Here is a 25,052-nt window from a genome sequence, read left to right as displayed (position 1 = left end):
AAGCGCCCCTTTCGCGGCCCGCACGGGCGAGTGAGCCGAAGGGGGCGCGTCGGCGAAGGGGGCGAGTCGGTGAAGGAGGGCGAACGCCCGGAGGAAACGCGAGGAACGAGCGCCTTCGAGGACGTACGCCCTCCTGGAGCCGACTCGGGCGCTCCCGGAGGCGAACCGAGCCCCTAAGACGCGCGGGCTCGGCGGATGACCATCGCCATCAGTGCCGCCAGTGCGCACAGCGCTCCCGAGGCGTACCAGACGAGGTCGTAGGAGCCGAGGGCGTCGCGGGCGACTCCGCCGAGGAAGGCGACGAGGGCCGCGCCGATCTGGTGCGAGGCGAGGACCCAGCCGAAGACGATGGCGCTGTCCTCGCCGTACTGTTCCCGGCACAGTGCGATGGTCGGGGGGACGGTGGCGACCCAGTCGAGCCCGTAGAAGACGATGAAGAACAGCATCGGCGGGTGGACGGCGGGGGCCAGGAGCATGGGCAGGAAGAGCAGGGAGATCCCGCGCAGGGCGTAGTAGACGGCGAGCAGGCGGCGCGCGTCGAAGCGGTCGGTGAACCAGCCGGAGGCGATGGTGCCGACGACGTCGAACACGCCGATGACGGCGAGCAGCCCGGCCGCGGTGGTGATGGGCATGCCGTGGTCGTGGGCGGCGGGGGCGAAGTGGGTCCGTACGAGGCCGTTCGTGGAGGCCCCGCAGATCGCGAAGGTGCCGGCGAGGAGCCAGAACGGTCCGGTGCGGGCGGCTTTGAACAGGACGGTGACGGCTCGGCGGGCGGCGCCCGGTACGGGTGCGGGTTTCGGTTCCCAGGTGCCTCCGTAGGGGGCGAGGCCCAGGTCGGCGGGGTGGTCGCGCAGGAGCAGCCAGACGAACGGCACGACGGTCAGGGCGGCGAGGGAGACCGTGACGGACGCGGGGCGCCAGCCGTGGTGTTCGACGAGCCAGGACAGCAGGGGGAGGAAGATCAGCTGGCCGGAGGCGCCGGCGGCGGTGAGGACGCCGGTGACGAGGCCGCGGCGGGCGGTGAACCAGCGGTTGGTGACGGTGGCGGCGAAGGCGAGGGCCATGGAACCGCTGCCGAGTCCGACGAGGACGCCCCAGAAGAGCACCAGTTGCCAGGCCGCGGTCATCCAGACGGTGGCGATGGATCCGCCGGCGATGACGGTGAGGGCGAGGGCGACGACCCTACGGATGCCGAAACGATCCATCAGGGCGGCGGCGAAGGGCGCGGTGAGCCCGTAGAGGGCGAGGTTGACGGAGACGGCGAAGCCGATCGTGCCGCGCGACCAGGAGAACTCCTCGTGGAGCGGCTCGATGAGCAGTCCGGGGAGGGAGGCGGAGGCGGCGGCGCCGATGATCGTCACGAAGGCCACGGCGGCGGCGAACCAGGCGCGGTGGACGCGTCCCGGCTCGCGGGGGGCGCGGGGTGCCGGGGAGGTCGAGGAGGCCTGAGGGGCCTCGGGCGTCGCCGGGGTGGTCGGGGCGGTCGGGACTGCGGGGTCCGGGGAGGCGGGGGCTGTCTGCGTCACCCCGACAGCTTCCGGCCGGCAGGCCCCCGTACGACAGTGGCCTGACCGTCATGCTTCGCTACGATCGGGCCATGGACGCGCAGTCACGGCGGGCGGGCCGGCCCGCACCGCACCGGGTGGTGGTGCTCGCCCTCGCGGGCCTGTTGCCCTTCGAGCTCGGCATCCCGCACCGGATCTTCGGCCGGGCCAAGGACGGCGCCGGCCGCCCGCTCTACGAGATCCTCACCTGCGGACTCGCCCCGGGCCCGGTGCCCACGGACGCCGACTTCGCCGTCGACGTGGCGCACGGTCCCGAGCTGCTGGCCACCGCCGACACGGTCGTGGTGCCCGCCTCGTACGAGCTGGGACCGGTGCACAGCGAGGGCAGGCTCACCCCCGAGCTCGCCGCCGCCCTCGCCCACATCGGGCCCGCCACGCGGCTCGTCTCCATCTGCACGGGCGGCTACGTCCTGGCCGCCGCCGGGTACCTGGACGGCCGTCGGGCCACCACCCACTGGGCCTCGGCCGAGCACTTCCAGGCCCTCTTCCCGGCCGTACGGGTCGACCCGGGAGTGCTCTACACGGACGACGGGAACGTGCTCACCTCCGCCGGGGTGGCCGCCGGTGTCGACCTGTGCCTGCACATCGTGCGCCGCGACCACGGCGCCGCCGTCGCCAACGACGTGGCCCGGCGGACCGTCGTACCGCCCCACCGGGAGGGCGGGCAGGCCCAGTTCATCGACCGTCCGGTGCCGCAGCCGCAGCTGGCGAGCACCACGGCGGCGCGGGCCTGGGCGCTGGACCGGCTCCACGAGCCGCTGCGGTTGAGCGATCTGGCGCGCCAGGAGTGCGTCTCGGTGCGGACGTTCACGCGCCGGTTCCGCGAGGAGTCCGGGGTCAGCCCGGGGGAGTGGATCATCGCCCAGCGGGTCGAGCGGGCCCGGCAGTTGCTGGAGCGGACCGACCTGGCGATGGAGGTGGTGGCCCGGGAGACGGGCTTCGGTACCGCGCAGTCGCTGCGCAAACACGTGCAGGCGGCGTTGGGGGTCAGCCCGACGGCCTACCGGCGGACCTTCCGCGAGGCGGTGGCCGGCGCCTGAGCGGTGGCGGATCGGCGCCTGAGCGGTGCGGGATCGGCCGGTGATCGGCGGGTGGACCGTCATACCGCCGGCATCTGATGGGCCATCAGTCGATGGGGTCCGCGCGCCTTGACTTCTCCCGACGCCCGCTCGTGAATGGCCCTCCCGGAACGGCGGGACACAGGGCCGCGGACCGGGGCGGACGTCAGGGCGGACGTGGGGGTGCGGGCAGTGCGAACAGGCGCGCGCGGCAGGAGATGGTCGGCGGCCGTCGGCATGGCCGTGGTCGCGGCCGGGAGCGCGCTCGCCGCCCCGGCCGCCGCCGAGGGGGAAACGCCCCCGGGGCAGGTGGAGTTCCCCACCCGGTGCCTCGCGCCGCAGGAAGCCGGTCTGCCGCCCGCGGACGGGGCCACCACCGGCCGGCTCACCGTGGACGACCCGAACCCGCGCGTCGGCGACACCGTCACCGTCACCTACCGGATCGACCGCACCCCGGCGGTCAACCCCGTCGGCGGCCCCCTGCCCGCTGACGTGCTGACCCCCACCGGGAAGGTCCGGCTCGGGGGCGCGCAGGGCGGTGAGGTCACCGTCGTCGGGCCGAAGCGCAACGAGCCGGTGGAGGCCGGCGCGGAGCTGCCCGCCGTCACCATGACCGGAACCTTCACGGTCACCGCGCCCGGCGCGATCACCCTCGCCCCGGCCGGCTACACCCTGCACACCGCGCACCTCCTCGACCTCGACACCGTGTGCGCGGCCCCGGCGGCCCCCGTCTCGGCGCGGCTCACCGCCACCCCGCTGCCCACGGCGAACCCGCGCGCGGTGCTCCTGGGCTCCGCCCACGGCCGGCCGGGGGACCGGGTCGAGGTGACCGGCTTCGGCTTCGCGCCGGGCGAGGCCGTGACCGTCGCCGGGCGGGCGGGGGCCGCCGAGACCGCCGACCGGGTGGCGGCCACCGCCGACCGGCTCGGGCGGGTCACGGCGTGGCTGACGGTCACCGATCGGGCCACGACCGGGGTGGTGGCCTACGAGGGCGGGTCCTGGTCGGCGCGGAGGGGGACCGGGCCGGCGGCGTACGCGGTCGTCGAGCCCGTGCCCCCCGCGGCGCAGCCGGCGGCGCCCGTCGAGCCCGACGCGCCCGCCGACTCCCACGCGCCCGCCGCGCCCGCAGGGCCCGCGCCGCAGGCGCCGGCCGCGCAACGGGTCACGGTCACCGTGGAGCCGGGCGGGCTGGCCATGACCCAGGCGGGCGAGGCGATGACCCTCGGCGCGGTCCCGTACGGGGACGGCGGCGCGGCCCCCGGTCGGATCGGCACGGTCACGGTGACCGACGCCCGGGGCGGGTCCACGGGCTGGACGCTGGTCGGCAGGGTGAGCGACTTCACGGGCCCGGGCGGGGTCCGCATCCCCGGTGCGGCGCTGTCCTGGACGCCGACCTGCGCGGCGGCGCGGGGCGGTCCGAGCCCCTGCGTGCCGGGCAGCGCGGGCGTGGTCGGCCCGGACGGCGCGGTGCTGGCCTCCACCGCGGACGCGCCGCGGGTCGGGGGCACCTTCACCGTGGACGCCGGCCTGACGCTGGACGTGCCCGCCTACACCCCGCCCGGCGCCTACACGGCGGTGTTGACCCTGACGCTCTCGTGACGGGCCCGAGCCCGCGTGCCCGGGCCCCCCGCGCCGGCCGGCCGGTCGCGGCGGCGCTGCTGCTGCTCGGGCTCGTGGTGGCGCTGTCCGCGTTCGGCGGGGCCGGGCGGGCCGGAGCCGCGGACAACGGCCGGTGGTCGGTGCTGCCGGTCGCGAACGCCATCGGACAGCGGCCCCATTTCCACCTCTCCGCCGCCCCCGGCACCACCGTCACCGACGCCGTCACCCTCGCCAACCACACCGACACCCCCCGCACCTTCCGCCTCTACGCCGCCGACGCCTACACCACCGCCCGCGACGGCGGCTTCGCCGTCCGCGGCCCCGACGAGCCGCGGACCGCCACCGGTGCCTGGACGAGGCTCGCGCGGGAGCGGGTCACCGTCCCGGCGAAGGCCTCGACGACCGTCCCCCTCACCGTCACCGTGCCCGAGCGGGCGGAACCGGGCGACCACCCCGGAGCGGTCGTCGCGGTGGAGGACGCGCCGGAGGCCACCGCGACGACCGCTCCCGGCATCGCCGTGCGCCAGGCCGTGGCCGCCCGCGTCCACCTCCGGGTGACCGGACCCACGGCCCCGGCGCTGGCCGTCGAGGACCTCCGGGTCCGGGACGGGGCGGCGGGCGTGCGCGTGGTCTCGTACAGGCTCCACAACCTCGGCAACGTCACCCTGCGCCCCCGCGCCCGCCTCACCGCCACCGGGGCGCTGGGCCGCGTCCTGCACTCCCGCGCCCTCGACGGGCTGCCCGCCGAGCTGCTCCCCGGCCGGGAGGTCCGCCTCGAAGCCCGCTGGGAGGGGCCGGCCACGCCGGAATGGGCCCGGGTCGCGGTGGAGGCGCACGCCTCCGGGGTCGGCGCGCGCGCCGACGTCGGCCACTCCCCGCACCCCCGCCTCGCGACCGCCCTGGGGCTCGCCTCGGCCCTGGTGGCGGTGGCCTGGTCGGCGCCGGGGGCCGCATCGGGGAGAATGGCCCGTATGAGCGATCGTTCCCCCGAGCCCACCGCCCCGCACCGCGCGGGCTTCGCCTGCTTCGTCGGCCGTCCCAACGCGGGCAAGTCGACCCTGACCAACGCGCTCGTGGGCACCAAGGTCGCGATCACCTCCAACCGGCCGCAGACCACCCGCCACACCGTCCGCGGCATCGTGCACCGCCCGGACGCGCAGCTCGTCCTGGTGGACACCCCCGGCCTGCACAAGCCGCGCACGCTGCTCGGCGAGCGGCTCAACGACGTCGTACGGACCACCTGGGCCGAGGTCGACGTCATCGGCTTCTGCCTGCCGGCGGACCAGAAGCTCGGCCCCGGCGACAAGTTCATCGCCAAGGAGCTCGCGGGGATCAAGAAGACCCCCAAGATCGCCATCATCACCAAGACCGACCTCGTCGAGTCGAAGGCGGTGGGCGAGCAGCTCATCGCCGTCCACCGGCTCGCCGAGGAGCTGGGCTTCGAGTGGGCCGAGATCGTCCCCGTCTCCGCGGTCGGTGACAACCAGGTCCAGCTGCTGGCCGACCTGATCGCACCGCTGCTGCCGGAGAGCCCGCCGCTGTACCCCGAGGGCGACCTGACGGACGAGCCCGAGATGGTGATGGTCGCCGAGCTGATCCGCGAGGCCGCGCTGGAGGGCGTGCGCGACGAGCTCCCGCACTCCATCGCCGTGGTCGTCGAGGAGATGATCCCGCGCGAGAACCGGCCCGCCGACCGGCCGCTGCTCGACATCCACGCCAACGTCTACATCGAGCGGCCGAGCCAGAAGGGCATCATCATCGGCCCCAAGGGCTCCCGCCTGAAGGAGGTCGGCATGAAGTCGCGCAAGCACATCGAGGCGCTCCTCGGCACGCCGGTCTTCCTCGACCTGCACGTGAAGGTCGCCAAGGACTGGCAGCGCGACCCCAAGCAGCTGCGCAAGCTCGGCTTCTGATCCGGACCGGCCGCTCGGCCGGTCCGTCGATCCGCCGGTCCACCGATCCGCCGGTGTTCAGCGCCGGCGGATCTTCAGGGTGTTGTCCGTGCGGGTGCCCGGCCGGCCGTCGGGGGCGTTCTGGACCCGCTCGTGCTCCTCGGCGACCAGGACCTCCCAGGCCCCCTCGTCCAGTTCCAGCCGGGCGAGGAGCTCGTCCGGGGTCGGGAAGTCCACCTCCGGCCGGTCCTCCTGCCAGGACGCCCACCCCCCGTGCCCGACGACCAGCAGGACCCCGCCCGGGGCCACGGCGCCGGCCGCGGTGCGCAGGATCCGGTCGCGCGGGAAGTCCCCGTAGGAGTGCAGGAAGCACGCCGAGACCAGGTCGAACTCCCCGTCGGGGAAGGTGTGCGCCAGGTCGTGCGCGTGCGGGTCGACCCGGTCGGCCACCCCCGCCCGCGCGGCGTGTTCGGCCGTCCGCCGCAGGGCGACCTCGGAGATGTCGGTCGCGGTGACGTGCCAGCCGCGCGTCGCCAGCCAGACGGAGTCGCCGCCCTCGCCGCACCCCAGGTCGAGGGCGCGGCCGGGCGGCAGCGCGGAGACCTCGCGCACCAGGGCGGCGTTGGCCTCGCCGCTCCAGATCCGCCCGCGCTCGCGGTAGCGGTCGTTCCACCACTCCCGCCCGCCCGCGGGGGGCTCGGCGTGCGCGCCGTGCCCGGTACGGTCGGGGCCCTGCTCCTGGTGGGTGTGGGACATCGCGGCGGCCTCCTCGGCTGGGGCGCCCGTACGGTCGCACGGACACCGCCGATGCTCCGCCGGGCCCGCCGCAGGGGCAAACATCGTTGCCGATCCGGCAACCGGCGACCCGGGTTCCGCGCCGTGTGCCACCGGGGTGTGGCCACCCGGGTGCGGCTACGCGGGTTCCGCGATCAGGGCCGTCCCGACCCGCCGGAAGCCGGCGCGGCCGTAGATCCGGGCCACGTCCTCGTCGCCGGCCGACAGGAACACCGTCCGCGCCCCGCCCGCGCGGGCCGCGGCGACCAGGGCCGCCGTCACCCCGAGGGCCAGGCCCTGGCGCCGGGCGGCCGGCAGCGTGCCGACCCCGACGATCTCGGCGACGTCCCCGACCGGGTTGTACTGGCCCGAGCACAGCACGACCCCGTCGCGCACGGCCGCGGCCATGGCGGTGCGGCCGTCCGCGAGCATCTCCGCGACCCGGTCCCGGCGTTCGGCCGCCGTCGGGTCGGCGAGCGCCGCCGCCAGCGCGTCGGGCCCCGCTTCGCCGCGGGCCGTCCCCGGGGCGGCGAAGGCCAGTGCCGGTACCGTGACCGCCGCCGCGAGCAGGGGGTCGTGCGCGTCGAGCGCGCGGACCTCGGGGTGGGGTGCGGGCGCCGCCGCCGCGTCGTCGAGGACCATCAGCGGGTGCGCGTGGACGTGGAGGCCGGCGGCCTCCACCGCCGCCCGCAGGGAAGGGCTGGTTTCGGCCACCCATTCGAAGGCCTCGGGCACGCCCAGCTCCCGCTGGCGGGCCCGTACGCGCTCCACGTCGGCCGGCGTCGCGTCGGCGCCGCCGAGCGCGGGCCGCGCGTAGTACCCCCAACCCCGTCCCTCCTGCACGAACAGGGTCAGCGGCCCGAAGTCCTCGCCCCGCGCACCGCCCCGGCGGGGGACGGCGTCGTAGTACTGCTCCAGGTCCGCCAAGATCGTCTTCGTCATCCGGCCATCCAAGCAAAACCGCCCCGCCGGGGCACCCGGATAACGCCCTACGCGCCTTCCTTCAGCACCCGCGAGATCAGGCTGCGCTGGGCCTCCGTCAGATGGGGGTCCCGGCAGGACACGCTCCGTCCGTCCACCGTGATGAGGTAGGAGAAGCCGTCCCGGACCCCGCGCGCGTCCCGCTCGCCGTCCGGGTCGGGCCGCAGGGCGAGCCGGGCGAGCTCCCGCCACTCCTCCTCGTCGGGCCGGCCCGAGGTGTCCACCTCGGCCCGGCGCTCGATCCCCGCGAAACCGCCCGTCCGCACCACTTCGATCACCATGACGCCTTCCTACCCCACGGGGGCGGACTACCCCAGCCCGACGGTCGACCAGGCCTTCTGGACCGCGCGGTGCTCGACGCCGCCGTCCCCGAACCGGGCGACGGCCGCCGCCAGCGACAGCCGGGCGAAGTCCGCGAAGTCCGCCCGCGGCTCCAGCTCGCCGCCGGTCAGCGTGTCGTACCAGATCCGCCCCGCCCGCTCCCAGGCGTTGCCGCCGAGTTCGGTCGCCGCGATGTAGAAGGCGTGGTTGGGGATGCCCGAGTTGATGTGCACGCCGCCGTTGTCGCGCGAGGTGACGACGTAGTCGTCCATGGTCGCGGGCTGCGGGTCCTTGCCCAGCTCGTCGTCGTCGTAGGCGGTGCCGGGGGCCTTCATGGAGCGCAGCGCGGTCCCGGTCACGTTCGGGCCGAGCAGGCCGGCGCCGATCAGCCAGTCGGCCTGGTCGGCGCTCTGACCGAGCGAGTACTGCTTGATCAGGGAGCCGAACACGTCGGACATGGACTCGTTGAGCGCCCCGGACTGCCCGTGGTAGTCGAGGTTGGCCGTGTACTGGGTGACGCCGTGGGTCAGCTCGTGCCCGATGACGTCGACGGACACGGTGAAGTCGAGGAAGAGGTCGCCGTCGCCGTCGCCGAAGACCATCTGCTCGCCGTCCCAGAAGGCGTTGTTGTAGTCCTCGCCGTAGTGGACGCTCGCGTTCAGGGGCAGCCCGGAGTCGTCGATCGAGCGCCGGCCGAAGCCCTGGAGGAAGAGTTCGAACGTGGCCCCGAGGCCGGCGTAGGCGCGGTTGACGGTGGCGTCCTTGACCGCCTCCTGGCCCTCGCCGCGGACCTTCTTCCCGGGCAGGCGGGTGCGGTGCTGGGCGTCGTGGATGGTCCGCCGGGGGGTCTCGGGGGCGGGGGCGTCGAGGGCGGTCGGGACGATGCCGCGCACGGTGCTGATCCGGCGCCGGGTGCGCAGGAAGGCGTCCTGTTCCAGGGTGCGCTGCGCGAGGTCGGCGCGGGCGGCGTCGCCGGAGCGGGCGGCCTTGTCGAGCAGGTGCGGGGGGACCACGGTGCAGAAGACGGGGTGGTGGGGGCGGGGGGAGGAAGGGGTGGCAGTCATGCCCGGCAATGTGGCAGCGGGTCACGCCGCTGTCACGAGAAGCGACCATGATTCATTCGGTTGTCTCAAAGCGGTCGCGCGGTGTTGACGGATCACCCGGACCTGTGACGGCAAAGAGCGCTATAGCTCACAAAGGTTGTAAATCGGACCTGCCGGTCTTGCATACTGGAACAGGTCCTCGCGATACGGCGCGGCTCGGCTAGGCTCGGCCCATCATGCGTTTCGGGCTGCTTCTCCTTAGCTGCCGCGGCGAGGGTCTGTAGTCGTAGGCCGACCCCCTCCCCGCGGAGTTTGGTGTTGCGGTTTTCACTACCGCCGTCGGCCGTTCAGCGAACTACACGCGGACACGCGAGGAGCCCAACGCCATGAGCCAGCAGCCTTTTGTCGGTCGCCCCACGCCCATCACGAACGCGACCCACACCCAGAAGCCCTCCGGGATGCCGATCCACAAGTACGGCCGGTACGAGCAGGTGGACATCCCGGACCGCACCTGGCCGGACGCCCGCGTCACCAAGGCCCCCCGCTGGCTCTCCACCGACCTGCGCGACGGCAACCAGTCGCTGATCGACCCGATGACCCCCGCCCGCAAGCGCGAGATGTTCGACCTGCTGGTGCGCATGGGCTACAAGGAGATCGAGGTCGGCTTCCCGTCCTCCGGCGAGACGGACTTCGCCTTCGTACGCTCCATCATCGAAGAGGGCGCGATCCCGGACGACGTCACCATCTCGGTCCTGACCCAGGCCCGCGAGGACCTGATCGAGCGGACCGTCGAATCGCTGGTCGGCGCCCGGCGCGCCACCGTGCACCTGTACAACGCGACCGCCCCGACCTTCCGCCGGGTCGTCTTCCGCGGCTCGAAGGAGCAGATCAAGCAGATCGCCGTCGACGGCACCCGCCTGGTCATGGAGTACGCCGACAAGCTGCTGGGCCCCGAGACCACCTTCGGCTACCAGTACAGCCCGGAGATCTTCACCGACACCGAGCTGGACTTCGCCCTGGAGGTCTGCGAGGCCGTCTGTGACGTCTGGCAGCCGGCCGAGGGCCGCGAGATCATCCTGAACCTGCCCGCGACCGTCGAGCGCTCGACGCCCTCCACGCACGCGGACCGCTTCGAGTGGATGGCCCGCAACCTGACCCGTCGCGAGCACGTCTGCATCTCCGTCCACCCGCACAACGACCGCGGCACCGCCGTCGCCGCCGCCGAGCTGGCCCTGATGGCCGGCGCCGACCGCATCGAGGGCTGCCTGTTCGGCCAGGGCGAGCGCACCGGCAACGTCGACCTGATCACCCTGGGCATGAACCTGTTCTCCCAGGGCATCGACCCGCAGATCGACTTCTCGCAGATCGACGAGATCCGTCGCACCAGCGAGTACTGCAACCAGATGGAGGTCCACCCGCGCCACCCCTACGCGGGCGACCTGGTCTACACCGCCTTCTCCGGCTCCCACCAGGACGCCATCAAGAAGGGCTTCGACGCCATGGAGGCCGACGCGGCCGCCCGGGGCAAGACTGTCGACGACATCGAGTGGGCCGTGCCCTACCTGCCGATCGACCCGAAGGACGTCGGTCGCTCCTACGAGGCCGTCATCCGCGTCAACTCGCAGTCCGGCAAGGGCGGCATCGCGTACGTCCTGAAGAACGACCACAAGCTGGACCTGCCGCGCCGCATGCAGATCGAGTTCTCGCGGATCATCCAGGCCAAGACCGACGCCGAGGGCGGCGAGGTCACGCCGAAGGCGATCTGGGACGTCTTCTCCGACGAGTACCTGCCCAACCCGGAGAACCCGTGGGGCCGCATCCAGCTGCGCTCCGGCTCGACCGCCACCGACAAGGACGGCACCGACACGCTGACCGTCGAGGCGGTCGTGGACGGCGTGGAGACGGTCCTGAACGGCACCGGCAACGGCCCGATCTCGGCCTTCTTCGACGCGCTGGCCGGCATCGGCGTCGACGCCCGCCTGCTGGACTACACCGAGCACACGATGAGCGAGGGCGCCTCCGCCGTCGCCGCCTCGTACATCGAGTGCGCGATCGACGGCCGCGTCCTGTGGGGCATCGGCATCGACGCGAACACCACCCGCGCCTCCCTGAAGGCGGTCATCTCCGCCGTCAACCGCGCGGGCCGCTGATCCACCGACCGACCGCGGACCCCGCTCCTCCTGACGGAGGGGCGGGGTCCCGTCGTGCGCGCCCCCGCGGCCCCTCCCGCGACCCCCGCCGGTCGCGGGAGGCCTCAGCGGGCCAGGTAGCCGCCGTCCACGGGCAGCACCACCCCGGTCACGAACGAGGCCGCGTCGGAGGCCAGGAAGGCGATGACCCGGGCCACCTCCTCCGGTTCGCCGAGCCGGCCCATCGGGTGCGCCGCGGTGACCTCCGCCAGGTACTCCGGCCCGCCCGGCTCCTCGTCCAGGGCCACCACCCGCTCGGTGCGGATCGTCCCCGGGGCCACCGCGTTGACCCGGATCCCGTGCGCCGCCCACTCGACCGCCAGGTGCTTCGTCAGGCCCGAGGCCACGAACTTCGCCGGCCCGTACGCGGCCTGCCGCGCCTGCCCGGCCACCCCCGAGATGGAGGACACGCACACCACCGACCCGCCCGGCCGCGGCTGCGCGAGCATCGCCTCGATGGCGTACTTGCACGTCAGGAACATGCCCCGACCGTCAACGGCCATGACGTGGTCCCAGTCCTCGGGGGTGGTCTCCCGTACATCCGAAAGGGGGAGCACCCCGGCGTTCGCCACGGCGACGTCGAGGCGCCCGTACGCGGCCACCGCGGCGGCGACCATGGCGCGGTTGTCCGCCGGATCGGACACGTCACCGGTGACGACGGTGATCGCGTGCCCTTCCTTGGTCAGCAGCGCGTGCAGGGCCCCCAGACCGGGGGCGTTGACATCGGACGCGGTCACCCGGGCTCCGGAGCGGGCCAACAGCAGGGCCGTGGCCCTGCCGATGCCGCTCGCCGCGCCCGTGACCAGACAGGACGTGTCGTTCACGGCGCCGAGGGTAGGGGATGGACCCGGGGGCGCACTTCGGCCAAGTCCGCACGCCTCCCCATGTTGTCTTGTCACACGACTGACGCATCCTCACCGATGTGGCTAACATCACGCCAACCCGGCGATGTTGCCGGAAGGTGACGGAGGTGCGACGTGCTGCCAGTTCGGGGTGGGGACGGCCGGAAGCTGACGGTCTGGGGCATCCGTACCACCTGGAGCACCGTGGGCGACGGGGAGTTCTTCTGCCCCGACTGCGGCGGTGACCGCAACTACCGCCGGCGCACCGGGCGTCGGCGCTTCACCGTGCTCGGGGTGCCGCTGCTGCCGCGCGGCCAGGCCGGGCCGGTCGTCGAGTGCCAGGCCTGCCGGGAGCGCTTCGGCACCGAGGTGCTGGACCACCTCACGACCCACCGTTTCTCGGCGCTGCTGCGCGACGCCGTGCACACGGTGACGCTCGCCGTGCTCGCCGCCGGCGGGACCTCCTCGCGGAGCGCGCTGGAGGCCGCCGTGGCGACCGTACGGGCGGCCGGCTTCCAGGACTGCACCGAGGAGCAGCTGGAGTCCCTCGTGGAGGCGCTCGCCACCGACGAGGGGCGGCTCGGGCTGTACGACGGACCCGAGTGCTGCGGCGCGGCGCTGTCGATAGAGCTCCACGAGGCGCTGGAGCCGCTCGCCCCGCACCTCGCCGGTCCGGGGCGCGAGTCGATCCTGCGCCAGGGGGCGCGGGTCGCCCTCGCGGACGGTCCGTACACCCCGGCCGAGCGCGAGGTCCTGGCCACCGTCGGCGCGGCGCTTCGGATGGGGGCGGACGAGGTGGCCGGCCTGTTGTCGGCGGTACGGGCGCCCTGAGCAGGCCCGTACCGGGCCGTAGGTCGTGACCGGGTCCGGCGGGGGAGACCCCGCGGGGCCCGGTTTTCGCGTTCCGGGCGCCGCGGGGACGTAACGATCCGGCGTCGCGGGGCTCTTCCGGGAGGGCGGAGGCGACCCCTCCCGTTTCGGCCATCCAGTATGTGGACGGCCGAAACCTTGCGTTCCTGTTTGCGTGGCCGAATTTCGACTGGCGACTTCCGGGCAGGTCAGAGGCACCTCGCCGGGCCCGCTTCACAGTCGCGCAGTCCGGAACGGGCGATTTCGGCAGCTCTGGCCATACGCCCGATCCGGCGCCCTGGCCACTGGAGGAACCTCCAGATCGTATGCCCTGGCACGTCAACAGTTTGTGGAAGTCGACGATATCTGTGACGCCTCCCACAGGCGTTCAATTCCGGTCACACGACGAGACGCCGCCGGAAACACCGCTGGGCTTCGATCTGCGTGTTCTCACTGACAACCCTGGCGAACCAACGGGATAGCGACCCACTTCGACCAGGGACAACCAGATTCCTCTCAGTCACCTACCTTTCGAAGGGCAAGGCAGAGATGGCACGTGTCGCCGCCCGGCTTTCCGCCACCGGAGAGCAGAGCACGCACCCGGTCGACGAGGTGCTCCCCCTCCCCAAGCTCGCGCTGTACGGCTTCCAGCACGTACTCGCCTTCTACGCCGGCGCGGTGATCGTCCCGATCATCGTGGGCAGCGCCCTCAAGCTGAGCCCTGAACAGCTGGTCTACCTGATCAACGCGGACCTCTTCACCTGCGGCATCGCGTCGATCATCCAGGCCTGGGGCATCGGCCGGGTCGGCGCCCGGCTCCCGCTGATCCAGGGCGTGACCTTCACGGCCGTGTCCCCGATGATCGCCATCGGCCTCGGCGCCGGCGGCGGGACCGCCGCCCTGCTCGTCATCTACGGCGCCGTCATCACGGCGGGCATCGCCACCTTCGCCTTCGCCTGGCTGCCCGCCAAGGCCTTCCGGGCGGTCATGCGGCTCTTCCCGCCGGTGGTCACCGGCACCGTCATCACCGTCCTCGGCATCGTCCTGATCCCGGTCGGCCTCAAGGACGCGGCCGGCGGCGTCCCCACCCTCGGCGACGGCGGCGTCCCCACGCAGCTGGCCTACGCCGGCGGCACCATGCTCTTCATCCTCCTGCTGATGAAGTTCGGCGGCCCGTTCCTGCGCAGCATCAGCATCCTGATCGGCCTCGTCGGCGGCACTTTGGCGGCCTTCCTCCTCGGCGACGCCAAGTTCGGCAACGTCGGCCAGTCCGACTGGATCGGCGTCACCACGCCCTTCCACTTCGGCGCCCCGAAGTTCGAATGGTTCCCGATCTTCCTCATGCTGATCGTCATGCTGATCACCATGGTCGAGACCACCGGCGACACCTACGCGGTCGGCGACATCGTCGACAAGGAGGTCGGCAGCGAGACCGTCGCCCGCGCCCTGCGCGCCGACGGCGCCGCCACCGCCCTCGGCGGCGTGCTGAACTCCTTCCCGTACGTCGCCTTCGCCGAGAACGTCGGCCTCGTACGGATGACCAAGGTCAAGAGCCGCTTCGTGGTCGTGGCCGCCGGTGTCTTCATGATCGTCCTCGGTCTGATCCCCAAGGCCGGCGCGATCGTCGCCTCCGTCCCGCACGGGGTCCTCGGCGGCGCCGCCACGGTGATGTTCGGCATGGTCGCCCTGGCCGGCATCCAGACCCTGGCCAAGGTGGACCTCAAGGAGGAGAAGAACGCCCTGATCGTCGGCGTCTCGATCGCCCTCGCCCTCTTCCCGGCCACGGTCCCGCTCTACTTCGAGAAGCACATGAGCCCCGACCTGTCCTCGCTCCTCAACAGCGGGGTGACCCTCGGCGCCACGGCCGCCATCGTCCTGAACCTGGTCTTCAACGGTCTGGGCAAGGACGAGACCCGACCCGCCGTCGAGGTCGCCCTGCCCACCCAGCCCACGGAGCCCGGCCGGTCCGCCGAGCCCGCGACGCCGGCCGCCGGAGCCGAGCGGGAGCCCGCGCCCGGAACCGGCGGGGCCGACACGGCCGGCGCGACGAGCGCGACCGGCGGGACGAGCAAGGCCGACGACGCGGGTACGCCCGCCTCCTGATCCTCCCAAGGGGTGCCGCCCCCGCCCGGACACCGGTCCGGGCGGGGGTGAGCGCTGCCCGGACCGGTGTCCCCGTACGGCACCCGGGACAGGCGACAATGGGCGCATGAGTCTGTTCCGCGACGACGGCATCGTGCTGCGCACCCAGAAGCTCGGCGAGGCGGACCGCATCATCACGCTCCTCACGCGGGGCCACGGACGCGTCCGGGCCGTGGCGCGCGGGGTCCGGCGCACCAAGTCCAAGTTCGGCGCCCGGCTGGAACCTTTCTCCCACGCCGACGTGCAGTTCTTCGCCCGCGGCAACGAGCTGATCGGCCGCAGCCTTCCGCTGTGCACCCAGACCGAGATCATCGCCCCGTACGGCAACGGCATCGTCACCGACTACGCCCGCTACACCGCCGGCACCGCGATGCTGGAGACCGCCGAACGCTTCACGGAGAACGAGGGCGAACCCTCCGTCCAGCAGTACCTGCTGCTCGTCGGCGCCCTGCGCACCCTCTCGCGCGGCGAACACGAGCCCCACCTGATCCTGGACGCCTTCCTGCTGCGCTCCCTCGCCGTCAACGGCTACGCGCCCAGCTTCGAGGACTGCGCCAAGTGCGGCATCCACGGCCCCAACCGGCACTTCTCCGTCGCCGCCGGCGGCGTCATATGCGGCGACTGCCGGGTGCCGGGCAGCGTCGTACCCTCGTCGGAGGCCATCGCTCTGCTCAGCGCGCTGCTGACGGGCGACTGGGGGTACGCCGACGCGTGCGAGGCACGCCACGTGCGCGAGGGCAGCGGGCTGGTCTCCGCCTATTTGCACTGGCATCTGGAGCGCGGGCTACGCTCCCTGCGATACGTCGAGAAATAGGAGCTGGGCACATGGTACGACGCGGGATTCTGGGACGCTCTCGCCGGGAGTACAAGGTTCCCGAGCCGCACCCGTCCGGTGCGCGCCCGCCGAAGATCCCCGGCGAACTGGTCCCCAACCACGTCGCCGTCGTCATGGACGGCAACGGCCGCTGGGCCAAGGAGCGCGGCCTGCCCCGCACCGAGGGCCACAAGGTCGGCGAGGGCGTGGTCCTCGACGTGCTCAAGGGCTGCCTGGAGATGGGCGTCAAGAACCTCTCCCTGTACGCCTTCTCGACGGAGAACTGGAAGCGCTCGCCCGACGAGGTCCGCTTCCTCATGAACTTCAACCGCGACGTCATCCGCCGCCGCCGCGACGAGATGAACGAGCTGGGCATCCGGATCCGCTGGGCCGGCCGCATGCCGAAGATGTGGAAGTCGGTCGTCCAGGAGCTCCAGGTGGCCCAGGAGCAGACCGTCGACAACGACGCCATGACCCTGTACTTCTGCGTCAACTACGGCGGTCGCGCCGAGATCGCGGACGCCGCCCAGGCCATCGCCCGCGACGTGGCGGCCGGCCGGCTGGACCCGTCGAAGGTCAACGAGAAGACCTTCGCGAAGTACATGTACTACCCGGACATGCCCGACGTGGACCTGTTCCTGCGCCCCAGCGGCGAGCAGCGCACCTCGAACTACCTGATCTGGCAGAGCGCGTACGCCGAGATGGTCTACCAGGACGTGCTGTGGCCCGACTTCGACCGCCGTGACCTGTGGCGCGCGTGCCTGGAGTACGCCCAGCGCGACCGCCGCTTCGGCGGCGCCGTCCCCAACCAGCCCGAGGGCTCCGGCGCCTGAACCGTCCGCTAGGCTCCGCCGCCATGGACACGACTGAACGGGCGGTGGAGCTGCGGTACGCCGCACGGCGCCGCGACGCGTGGGAAGTGCTGTGCCGACGGGCCCTGCGCACGCCCGGCGGGCGCGGGGAACTGCTGCTGTGGCTGGTGGTCCTCCCCCTGGTGCCGTGCGCGGTGATCGTCCTCCAGCGCGGCCGGGGGACCGACCCGGCGGGCCTCGCCCTCGCGGCGGGCGTGGGGGTGTGCCTGGGAGCGCTCTGCGCGGTGCTGGAGCTGTGGCGCCGGGCGCGCCGGATGTACCGCTGGGCCGCGGAACACCCCGAGTACCGGTGCGTGATCACCGAGCGGGGTACGCAGAACCACCGGCCCGACGGGACGGCGGTCGCCTACCCGTGGTCGAAGTACCGGGGCTGGGCCGAGACCCGGGGCCTGTTCGTCCTCGTCTTCGCCAACGGGGAACTGGGCTGGCTGCCCAAACGCTCCGCCGCGACCCCCGAGGACCTCGATCGGGTGCGGGAGCTGCTCGGGGCGAACCTGCCGCGCGTCTAGACGCTTCCCCGCACGTCTCCCCGGTGTCTTCCGGGTGCCTCCCGGACGTCGCCCGACCGCCCTGGGGCCGTCCTCCGGGGCCGGGCCGACAACGGCCGGATCCGCTCGGGATTCGACCGGAACCCGACCGGGAGGGGCGGCCCGGCGGCCCGGGCGGGTCAGCCGGCGGCCGCGCAGTCGGCGCAGGTGCCGAAGATCTCGACGGTGTGGGCCACGTTCACGTAGCCGTGCTCGGCCGCGATGGACTCGGCCCACTTCTCCACGGCCGGGCCCTCCACCTCGACGGCCTTGCCGCACTTGCGGCAGACCAGGTGGTGGTGGTGGTCCCCGGTGGAGCAGCGCCGGTAGACGGACTCGCCGTCGCTGGTGCGCAGCACGTCCACCTCGCCGGCGTCGGCCAGGGACTGGAGGGTGCGGTAGACGGTGGTCAGGCCCACGGAGTCGCCGCGGTGCTTGAGCATGTCGTGCAGCTCCTGGGCGCTGCGGAACTCGTCCACCTCGTCCAGCGCCGCCGCCACGGCGGCCCGCTGCCGGGTGGATCGCCCTCGTACTGGCGCGGTATTCGTCTCGCCAGGCGCAGTCGCCACCGGTTCCTCCTCGTTTCGGCCTCGCCCCACATTGTGCCAGGCGGCCGTCTCCCTCAGACCTTCACGTCGTCGTGCGTGCAGACCTCCTCGGCCGCGCGGGCGGCCTTCGCCCGCCGCCTGGCCAGCGGCGTGGACAGGGCCGTCATCACCGTGAAGACGGCGATGGCGAGCAGCACGATCGTGGCACCCGAGGGCGCGTCGAGGTAGTACGTCGCCGTCGTGCCGGTCAGCGAGGCCAGGACGCCGATGACCATCGCCACGGTCAGGGTGGCGGTGAAGCCGCGGGTGACCCGCTGGGCGGCCGCCACGGGGATCACCATCATGGCGCTGACCAGCAGCAGGCCGACGATGCGCATGGCGACGGTCACGGTCACGGCGGCCGTGACGGCCATGAGCAGGTTCAGGGCGCGCACGGGCAGGCCGGTGACCCGGGCGAACTCCTCGTCCTGGCTGACGGCGAACAGCTGGCGGCGCAGGCCGATCGTGACGGCGAGGACGAACACGGCGAGGACGACCACGGCCGTGATGTCCTCGGCCGAGACGGTGGTGATGGAGCCGAAGAGGTAGCTGCTGAGGTTGGCGGTGGAGCCGCCCGGCGCCAGGTTGATGATCATCACGCCGCCGGCGAGGCCGCCGTAGAAGAGCATGGCGAGGGCGATGTCGCCGCTGGTCTTGCCGCGCGAGCGGATCAGCTCCATGCCGACCGCGCCGAGCACCGCGACGAGGGTGGCCATCCATACCGGGCTGGTGTTGAGCAGGAAACCGAGGGCGACGCCCGTCATGGCCACGTGCCCGATGCCGTCGCCCATGACGGCCTGCCGGCGCTGGACCAGGTAGGTGCCGATCGCGGGAGCCGTCAGACCCACCAGGACGGCCGCGAGCAGGGCCCGCTGCATGAAGGCGTAGTCGAGGATCTCCATCAGCTCAGCAGTCCCGTCCGCAGGGGTTCGGCGTCGTGCGCCGCGTGGGGGTGTACGTGGTCGTGGCCGGGCAGGGCGTGCTGGCCCACGGCCTCCGGCGGCGGCCCGTCGTGCGTGACGCAGCCGTCGCGCAGGACCACGGCGCGGTCGATCAGGGGCTCCAGCGGGCCGAGCTCGTGCAGGACGAGCAGCACGGTGGTGCCCTCGGCGACCTGGCGGCGCACGGCCGAGGCCAGGACCTCCTGGTTGCCGAGGTCCACGCCGGCCATCGGCTCGTCCATGATCAGCAGTTCGGGTTCGACGGCCAGGGCGCGGGCGATCAGCACGCGCTGGTGCTGCCCGCCGGAGAGGGCGTTGACCGAGGCGTCCGCGTACGCCTCCATGTCGACCAGGGCCAGGGCCCGCTCCACGGCGGCCTTGTCCGCCTTGCGCAGGATCCCGAAACGGGTACGGGCCAGCCGGCCGGAGGAGACGACCTCGCGGACGGTGGCGGGGACGCCGCCGGCGGCCGTCGTGCGCTGGGGGACGTAGCCGATGCGCGACCACTGGCGGAACCGCTTGAACTCGGTGCCGAACAGGGACAGGGAGCCGCCGCTGAGCGGCACCTGACCGACCAGGGCGCGGACGGCGGTGGACTTGCCGGAGCCGTTGGCGCCGAGCAGGGCGACGACCTCACCGGCGCGCACGGTGAGGTCGATCCCGCGCAGCACGGGGCGCGAGCCGAGCGAGGCCGTGGCCCCGCGCAGGGATATGACGGGCTGGTCCGCCGCCGTGGCGGCGCCGGCTGTCGTGGACCGCATGGCTCGTGCCTCCGTTGCTGCTGTCATCACTTGGCTCCGAGTGCCTTTTGCAGGTTCTTCAGGTTGGACCGCATGACCTCGAAGTAGTCAGCACCCTGGGACTTGTCGCTGATTCCCTCGAGGGGGTCGAGGACGTCGGTGCGCAGGCCCGTGTCGTGGGCGAGGGCGTTGGCGGTCTTGTCGCTGGCGAGGGTCTCGAAGAACACGGTGGTCACGTTGTCCTTCTTCGCGACGCTCTGGAGCTCCTTCATGCGGGCCGGGCTGGGCTCGGCCTCGGGGTCGACCCCGGAGATGCCCTCCTGGTCGAGGCCGTAGCGCTCGGCGAGGTAGCCGAAGGCGGAGTGGGTGGTGATGAAGGTCTTCGAGGCCGTGTTCTTCAGGCCTTCCTTGAACTCCGTGTCGAGCGCGCCCAGTTTGGTCACGAGCTCGTCGGTGTTCTTGCGGTAGTCCGGGGCGTGCTCGGGGTCGGCCTTCTCCAGCGCGGCGCCGACGCCCTTGGCGATGTCGGCGAACTTGGTGGGGTCGAGCCACACGTGCGGGTCGGCGCCGGCCTCGCCGTGGTCGTGTCCGTCGCCCTCGGCGTGGGCGTGCTCGTCGCCGTCGGTGTGCTGGTGGCCCTCCTCGCCGTGGGCGTGGCCGGAGGTGCCGTGCTCGACCAGGGGGGTCAGGGTGGCGGCGTCGACGACGTTCTTCACGCCGGACTGGGCGACGGCCTTGTCGACGGCGGGTTGCAGGGACTTGAGGTAGAGGACCACGTCGGACTCGGAGAGCTGCCCGGTCTGCTTCGGGGTGATCTCCAGGTCGTGCGGTTCGACGCCCGGCTTGGTGAGGGTGGAGACCTTCACGTGGTCCCGGCCGATCTGCTCGGCGAGGAACTGGAGGGGGTAGAACGACGCCGTCACGCCGAGCTTGCCGTCCTTGGCGCCAGCGGCTCCGGCCGCCCCGGCGGCACCGCCCGAGCAGGCGGTGAGGGCCGTCGCGGCGAGGGCGACGGCGCCGGTCAGGGCGGCGGTGGGTATGAGGCGTCGTACGTTCATGACATCCATTTTCATCAAAGATGGAAACGGTTGTCAAAAACCCAGGTCGGGGGCCCGTGGGAGTTCAATGGAAGGGGGGCCCGATTTGATGGCGGGGCCCTGGGCGCCGGTAACCTAAGGCATTCGCCGTTCGTCCTCGTAATGAAGAGAGCACCGTGGCCGACAAGATCGAAACCATCGTCAGCCTGAGCAAGCGCCGTGGCTTCGTTTTCCCTTGCAGTGAGATCTACGGCGGCACCAGGGCTGCCTGGGACTACGGCCCGCTCGGTGTCGAGCTCAAGGAGAACATCAAGCGCCAGTGGTGGAAGGCGATGGTCACCGGGCGTGAGGACATCGTCGGCCTCGACTCCTCCGTGATCCTGGCCCCCGAGGTGTGGGTGGCCTCCGGTCACGTCGCGACCTTCTCCGACCCGCTCACCGAGTGCACCTCGTGTCACAAGCGTCAGCGTGCCGACCACCTGGAAGAGGCGTACGAGGCCAAGCACGGCCGCGTCCCCGCGAACGGCCTCGCCGACGTCAACTGCCCGAACTGTGGCGTCAAGGGCCAGTTCACCGAGCCCAAGCAGTTCTCCGGCATGCTGGAGACCCACCTCGGCCCGACCCAGGACACCGGCTCGAAGGCGTACCTGCGCCCCGAGACCGCCCAGGGCATCTTCACCAACTTCGCCCAGGTCCAGACCACTTCGCGCAAGAAGCCCCCGTTCGGCATCGCGCAGATGGGCAAGTCCTTCCGCAACGAGATCACGCCGGGCAACTTCATCTTCCGCACGCGCGAGTTCGAGCAGATGGAGATGGAGTTCTTCGTCAAGCCGGGCGAGGACGAGCAGTGGCAGGAGTACTGGATGCAGGAGCGGTGGAACTGGTACCGCGACCTCGGCATCCGCGAGGAGAACATCCGCTGGTACGAGCACCCGGCGGAGAAGCTGTCGCACTACTCGAAGCGCACCGCCGACATCGAGTACCGCTTCAACTTCGGTGGCACCGAGTTCTCCGAGCTGGAGGGCGTGGCCAACCGCACGGACTACGACCTGAAGGCCCACTCCGCCGCCTCCGGCCAGGACCTCACCTACTTCGACCAGGAGGCGAACGAGCGCTACACGCCGTACGTCATCGAGCCGGCGGCCGGTGTCAACCGCGCCATGCTCGCCTTCATGCTCGACGCGTACAACGAGGACGAGGCCCCGAACGCCAAGGGCGTCATGGAGAAGCGCACCGTCATGCGCCTCGACCCGCGCCTGGCGCCCGTCAAGGTCGCCGTCCTGCCGCTGTCGCGCAACGCCCAGCTGTCGCCCAAGGCCAAGGGCCTCGCGGCCGACCTGCGCAAGAACTGGAACATCGAGTTCGACGACGCGGGCGCCATCGGCCGTCGTTACCGTCGCCAGGACGAGATCGGTACGCCGTTCTGCGTCACCGTCGACTTCGACACCCTGGACGACAACGCGGTGACCGTGCGCGAGCGCGACACCATGAAGCAGGAGCGCGTCTCCCTGGACCAGATCCAGAGCTACCTGGCCAGCCGCCTGCTCGGCTGCTAGGAACCCGCCGTACGAAGACCGGTGGCCCGGTGCGCGTCGCGCACCGGGCCACCGGTCTTTCGCGTTCCGCCCGCCGTCGCGCGGCGGGTCAGGCCGCGGGGCCCCCGTGCGGGGGAGTCGCGGCGGAGACGTCCTCGCGGGCCGCCGCCTCCCGCTCCGCCGTCTCCCGGGCGGCCGCCTCGGCGGAGCGGCGCTCGCCCTCGGCCTGGGAGCGCTTGCCGTAGCGGGCCGTCCACACGGCCAGGCCGCCCAGCGTCGCGTAGATCATGAACGGGCTGATCGTGACCATGGTGGAGATGTCGAGGACGAAGGACAGCGCGACCCGGACCAGGGCCTCGGCCACGTAGGCCACGCCCCAGACCAGGGTCATCGTGCGCATGGTGGTGCGGAAGTTCTCGTACTGCCACAGGCCGTTCCACCAGGCGGTGCTCTCGGGCGTGCCGTCGGTGGCGAACTTGCGGCCGAAGTAGAACATCAGCGGGCGCGGCGCGAGGAGCGTCGCCAGGCAGAGCAGCCCGAACAGGGCGGTCACGCCGGAGTCCTTGAGGAGCAGGGCGTGGGCCGAGTGGGCGCCGACGAGCGAGACGACGGCCGTGATCACCAGGAACACCAGGGCCACGACGGCGAACTCGTCGAGCTTGCGACGCCAGGCCACGTGGATGACGCTGTCGATCACCGGCCAGGCGCCGCCGGCCAGCAGCGCGGCGAAGTCGCTCCACCCCTGGCCCTTGAGCACGTTGTAGGTGACGATCGGCGCGACCACGTTGAGGCAGATCGTCAGGATCCAACCGGCGGCGGTGGCGGCCCCGGAACGAGTGGGTGGTGCCGGTCGATCGGGTGCCGCTGAAGTGCTGGACATGCTTCCCCCGTTGCGTACCTGATGGGTGCGGTACGGGGACCGTAGGGACAGCCCGATGACATGTACAAGCCGGAAATCGTCAAAATGATCGCCAAGCCGTCCGGAGGGCGGGCTCCGGACGCGGGCGCCCGGCCTCAGACGCGCAGGCCCCGGATCAGCAGGGCCGTGACCGCCTCGAACTCGGCGATGATCGTCGGTGATACCCACTCCGGCGCGTACTGCGGATCGTGGAAGCGGCTCGTGGCGTCGAAGACGGCGCGGGCGGCGGCCGGGGCGTCCGGCGCGGCCAGCGTGCCGGCCTCCACGCCCTCCGCGATGATCCGCGCCAGCTGGTCGATCAACTCGCCCAGGTGGGCGTCGACCACGCCGCTGTTCTCGGCGAGCAGGACCGTGTACGTCGCGAACAGCTCGGGGTCGTCCCCCGCCTTGTGGCGCTTGGCCTCGAAGAGGGCCTCCAGCCACGACTCCAACCGGGACGGGGCCGAGGCGTCGGGCGTGGAGGCGATGGCCTCCAGCATCACGACGCTCTTGGCGAGCCACCGGTCCGTGACGGCCTCGCGCAGCGCCGCCTTCGACGGGAAGTGCCGGTAGACGCTGCCGTGGCTGACGCCCAGCGCCCGCGCCACGTCCACCACGGTCGCCTTGGTGGGGCCGTAGCGGCGCAGCACCTCCTCGGTGGTCTCGAGGATGCGCTCGGGGGTCAGGGGCTCGGCGGCAGCGGGTGGCATGGGTACGACCGTACAGCCGGATCAGTGTTCGCTGTCGAGGTGGGCCATCTGGGCGGCCGGGTAGCGCTCGCCGGCGGCGGAGCCCTGCGGGACCGCTTCCTCGATGGCGACGAGGTCCGCCGGGGTCAGCTCCACCTGCATGGCACCCAGTGCCTCGGCCAGCCGGTCCCGGCGACGGGCGCCGACGAGCGGCACGATGTCCTCGCCCCGGGAGAGCACCCAGGCGATCGCGATCTGCGCCACCGTCACCCCCTTCTCCTCGGCGACCTTGCGCAGGGCCTCGACCAGGTCGAGGTTGCGGTGCAGGTTGTCGCCCTGGAACCGGGGGCTCATGCCGCGGAAGTCGTTGGGGGCCAGTGCGCGGTCGCGGCCGAAGTGCCCGCTGATCAGGCCTCGGGAGAGCACCCCGTACGCCGTGACGCCTATGCCCAACTCGCGGGCGGTCGGCAGGATCTCCTCCTCGATGCCCCGGGAGATCAGGGAGTACTCGATCTGGAGGTCGGAGATCGGGGCCACGGCGGCAGCGCGGCGCAGGGTGTCCGCGCCGACCTCGGAGAGGCCGATGTGACGCACGTGCCCGGCGCGGACGGCGTCGGCGATGGCCCCCACCGTCTCCTCAATCGGCACGTCCGGGTCCACCCGGGCGATCCGGTAGACGTCGATGTGGTCGCGGCCGAGCCGCTGGAGGGAGTACGCCAGGAAGTTCCTGACGGCCTCGGGGCGGCCGTCGTACCCGGTGAAGCCGCCCTCGACGGTCCGCAGGGCGCCGAACTTGACGCTGGTCAGCGCCCGCTCGCGGGAGGCCGCCGGCGCGGTGCGCAGGGCCTCCGCGATGAGCAGCTCGTTGTGTCCCATTCCGTAGAAGTCGCCGGTGTCGAGCAGGGGGCTCACGCCCGCGGGCACGGCTTCGAGGTAGGCGTGCAGCGTCGCGAGGGATTCGGCGCGGTCGGCGTCCCCGTAGAGCGCGGACATGCCCATGCAGCCCAGACCCAGGGGGAAGACCTCGGGGCCGCCGGCGCCGAGCCGGCGGGTGGCGGCGGCGGAAGCCGCGCCGGAGGCGGAAGCAGAAGCGGATACGGATGCGGATGCGGTGTTCGCGTCAGTCGTCATGAGAAGAGAATGGCATGACGGGTGAC

Annotated in this window: 23 protein-coding genes; 10 read left to right on the top strand and 13 right to left on the bottom strand. The window is 72.4% G+C overall.

The annotated features are described in order from the left end of the window. Nucleotides 1–173 precede the first annotated feature (173 nt). Nucleotides 174–1,526: an MFS transporter gene (locus ACZ6ZI_RS02855; protein ID WP_469514930.1), complete on the bottom strand. Its 1,353-nt coding sequence runs from the start codon at nucleotides 1,524–1,526 to the stop codon at nucleotides 174–176. 71 nt (nucleotides 1,527–1,597) lie between these two features. Here ACZ6ZI_RS02855 and ACZ6ZI_RS02850 point away from each other — a divergent pair, with 71 nt between their 5' ends. The 3 genes from ACZ6ZI_RS02850 (at nucleotide 1,598) to era (ending at nucleotide 6,135) form a co-directional block, all read left to right on the top strand. Further along, nucleotides 1,598–2,605: a GlxA family transcriptional regulator gene (locus ACZ6ZI_RS02850; RefSeq protein WP_469514927.1), complete on the top strand. Its 1,008-nt coding sequence runs from the start codon at nucleotides 1,598–1,600 to the stop codon at nucleotides 2,603–2,605. Between the two features lie 255 nt (nucleotides 2,606–2,860). After that, on the top strand, nucleotides 2,861–4,222 hold the full coding sequence (locus ACZ6ZI_RS02845) for a WxL domain-containing protein (RefSeq protein WP_469515815.1): 1,362 nt from the start codon (nucleotides 2,861–2,863) through the stop codon (nucleotides 4,220–4,222). 962 nt (nucleotides 4,223–5,184) lie between these two features. Beyond that, nucleotides 5,185–6,135, top strand: coding sequence for a GTPase Era (gene era / locus ACZ6ZI_RS02840; protein ID WP_363061424.1), 951 nt, complete (start codon nucleotides 5,185–5,187; stop codon nucleotides 6,133–6,135). Nucleotides 6,136–6,192: 57 nt separating this feature from the next. On the opposite strand, the gene ACZ6ZI_RS02835 is transcribed toward era, so the two are convergent. The 4 genes from ACZ6ZI_RS02835 to ACZ6ZI_RS02820 form a co-directional block, all read right to left on the bottom strand. Then, nucleotides 6,193–6,870 carry an SAM-dependent methyltransferase gene (locus ACZ6ZI_RS02835; RefSeq protein ID WP_469514925.1) on the bottom strand — a complete coding sequence of 226 codons (678 nt, stop codon included), beginning with the start codon at nucleotides 6,868–6,870 and terminating at the stop codon, nucleotides 6,193–6,195. A 156-nt stretch (nucleotides 6,871–7,026) separates the two neighbouring features. Further along, nucleotides 7,027–7,830 carry a GNAT family N-acetyltransferase gene (locus ACZ6ZI_RS02830; protein WP_469514922.1) on the bottom strand — a complete coding sequence of 268 codons (804 nt, stop codon included), beginning with the start codon at nucleotides 7,828–7,830 and terminating at the stop codon, nucleotides 7,027–7,029. 47 nt (nucleotides 7,831–7,877) lie between these two features. Then, a complete protein-coding gene (locus ACZ6ZI_RS02825) occupies nucleotides 7,878–8,150 on the bottom strand; it encodes a protealysin inhibitor emfourin (protein ID WP_363061369.1) in 273 nt (90 codons plus the stop codon). Between the two features lie 27 nt (nucleotides 8,151–8,177). Beyond that, nucleotides 8,178–9,254 carry a M4 family metallopeptidase gene (locus tag ACZ6ZI_RS02820; protein WP_469514917.1) on the bottom strand — a complete coding sequence of 359 codons (1,077 nt, stop codon included), beginning with the start codon at nucleotides 9,252–9,254 and terminating at the stop codon, nucleotides 8,178–8,180. A 365-nt stretch (nucleotides 9,255–9,619) separates the two neighbouring features. Between ACZ6ZI_RS02820 and leuA the strand changes: the two genes are divergently transcribed. After that, nucleotides 9,620–11,383 (top strand): 2-isopropylmalate synthase, encoded by a 1,764-nt coding sequence (gene leuA, locus ACZ6ZI_RS02815; RefSeq protein ID WP_469514914.1) that lies wholly within the window; start codon nucleotides 9,620–9,622, stop codon nucleotides 11,381–11,383. Nucleotides 11,384–11,487: 104 nt separating this feature from the next. Here leuA and ACZ6ZI_RS02810 read toward each other — a convergent pair whose 3' ends face one another. Further along, a complete protein-coding gene (locus ACZ6ZI_RS02810) occupies nucleotides 11,488–12,246 on the bottom strand; it encodes an SDR family NAD(P)-dependent oxidoreductase (RefSeq protein WP_469514911.1) in 759 nt (252 codons plus the stop codon). 153 nt (nucleotides 12,247–12,399) lie between these two features. On the opposite strand from ACZ6ZI_RS02810, the gene ACZ6ZI_RS02805 reads away from it, so the two are divergent. The 5 genes from ACZ6ZI_RS02805 to ACZ6ZI_RS02785 all read left to right on the top strand — a co-directional run bounded on the left by ACZ6ZI_RS02805 (nucleotide 12,400) and on the right by ACZ6ZI_RS02785 (nucleotide 17,450). Further along, complete coding sequence (locus ACZ6ZI_RS02805; RefSeq protein ID WP_363061377.1) at nucleotides 12,400–13,095, top strand: TerB family tellurite resistance protein; 696 nt, start codon at nucleotides 12,400–12,402, stop codon at nucleotides 13,093–13,095. A 567-nt stretch (nucleotides 13,096–13,662) separates the two neighbouring features. Further along, nucleotides 13,663–15,216: a nucleobase:cation symporter-2 family protein gene (locus ACZ6ZI_RS02800; protein WP_469514908.1), complete on the top strand. Its 1,554-nt coding sequence runs from the start codon at nucleotides 13,663–13,665 to the stop codon at nucleotides 15,214–15,216. Nucleotides 15,217–15,322: 106 nt separating this feature from the next. Further along, nucleotides 15,323–16,069 carry a DNA repair protein RecO gene (gene recO, locus ACZ6ZI_RS02795; RefSeq protein WP_363061381.1) on the top strand — a complete coding sequence of 249 codons (747 nt, stop codon included), beginning with the start codon at nucleotides 15,323–15,325 and terminating at the stop codon, nucleotides 16,067–16,069. 11 nt (nucleotides 16,070–16,080) lie between these two features. Further along, nucleotides 16,081–16,902 carry an isoprenyl transferase gene (locus ACZ6ZI_RS02790; protein WP_363061383.1) on the top strand — a complete coding sequence of 274 codons (822 nt, stop codon included), beginning with the start codon at nucleotides 16,081–16,083 and terminating at the stop codon, nucleotides 16,900–16,902. 23 nt (nucleotides 16,903–16,925) lie between these two features. Continuing rightward, nucleotides 16,926–17,450 (top strand): YcxB family protein, encoded by a 525-nt coding sequence (locus ACZ6ZI_RS02785; RefSeq protein WP_469514903.1) that lies wholly within the window; start codon nucleotides 16,926–16,928, stop codon nucleotides 17,448–17,450. Between the two features lie 158 nt (nucleotides 17,451–17,608). On the opposite strand, the gene ACZ6ZI_RS02780 is transcribed toward ACZ6ZI_RS02785, so the two are convergent. The 4 genes from ACZ6ZI_RS02780 to ACZ6ZI_RS02765 are packed head-to-tail and all read right to left on the bottom strand — an operon-like array spanning nucleotide 17,609 to nucleotide 20,794. Then, nucleotides 17,609–18,037, bottom strand: coding sequence for a Fur family transcriptional regulator (locus ACZ6ZI_RS02780; RefSeq protein WP_150519707.1), 429 nt, complete (start codon nucleotides 18,035–18,037; stop codon nucleotides 17,609–17,611). Nucleotides 18,038–18,090: 53 nt separating this feature from the next. Beyond that, nucleotides 18,091–18,957, bottom strand: a complete 867-nt coding sequence (locus ACZ6ZI_RS02775; RefSeq protein WP_363061387.1) for a metal ABC transporter permease — start codon at nucleotides 18,955–18,957, stop codon at nucleotides 18,091–18,093. Continuing rightward, a complete protein-coding gene (locus tag ACZ6ZI_RS02770; protein ID WP_469514898.1) occupies nucleotides 18,957–19,757 on the bottom strand; it encodes a metal ABC transporter ATP-binding protein in 801 nt (266 codons plus the stop codon). The genes ACZ6ZI_RS02775 and ACZ6ZI_RS02770 overlap by 1 nt, the downstream gene beginning before the upstream one ends. Before the next feature lie 26 nt (nucleotides 19,758–19,783). Then, a complete protein-coding gene (locus tag ACZ6ZI_RS02765; protein ID WP_363061391.1) occupies nucleotides 19,784–20,794 on the bottom strand; it encodes a metal ABC transporter substrate-binding protein in 1,011 nt (336 codons plus the stop codon). 155 nt (nucleotides 20,795–20,949) lie between these two features. On the opposite strand from ACZ6ZI_RS02765, the gene ACZ6ZI_RS02760 reads away from it, so the two are divergent. Next, on the top strand, nucleotides 20,950–22,329 hold the full coding sequence (locus ACZ6ZI_RS02760; RefSeq protein ID WP_363061393.1) for a glycine--tRNA ligase: 1,380 nt from the start codon (nucleotides 20,950–20,952) through the stop codon (nucleotides 22,327–22,329). 88 nt (nucleotides 22,330–22,417) lie between these two features. On the opposite strand, the gene ACZ6ZI_RS02755 is transcribed toward ACZ6ZI_RS02760, so the two are convergent. From ACZ6ZI_RS02755 to ACZ6ZI_RS02745, 3 genes are all read right to left on the bottom strand, one after another. Next, complete coding sequence (locus ACZ6ZI_RS02755; protein WP_469514894.1) at nucleotides 22,418–23,188, bottom strand: VC0807 family protein; 771 nt, start codon at nucleotides 23,186–23,188, stop codon at nucleotides 22,418–22,420. Between the two features lie 134 nt (nucleotides 23,189–23,322). Next, nucleotides 23,323–23,916: a TetR/AcrR family transcriptional regulator gene (locus ACZ6ZI_RS02750; RefSeq protein WP_363061397.1), complete on the bottom strand. Its 594-nt coding sequence runs from the start codon at nucleotides 23,914–23,916 to the stop codon at nucleotides 23,323–23,325. 21 nt (nucleotides 23,917–23,937) lie between these two features. After that, nucleotides 23,938–25,026, bottom strand: coding sequence for an aldo/keto reductase (locus ACZ6ZI_RS02745; protein ID WP_469514890.1), 1,089 nt, complete (start codon nucleotides 25,024–25,026; stop codon nucleotides 23,938–23,940). Between the last annotated feature and the right edge of the window lie 26 nt (nucleotides 25,027–25,052).

The sequence above is a fragment of the Streptomyces sp. NPDC103540 genome, assembly GCF_055584445.1.
The sequence above is the reverse complement of the archived record's forward strand: the minus strand, read 5'-3'. Positions and strand labels throughout refer to the sequence as shown.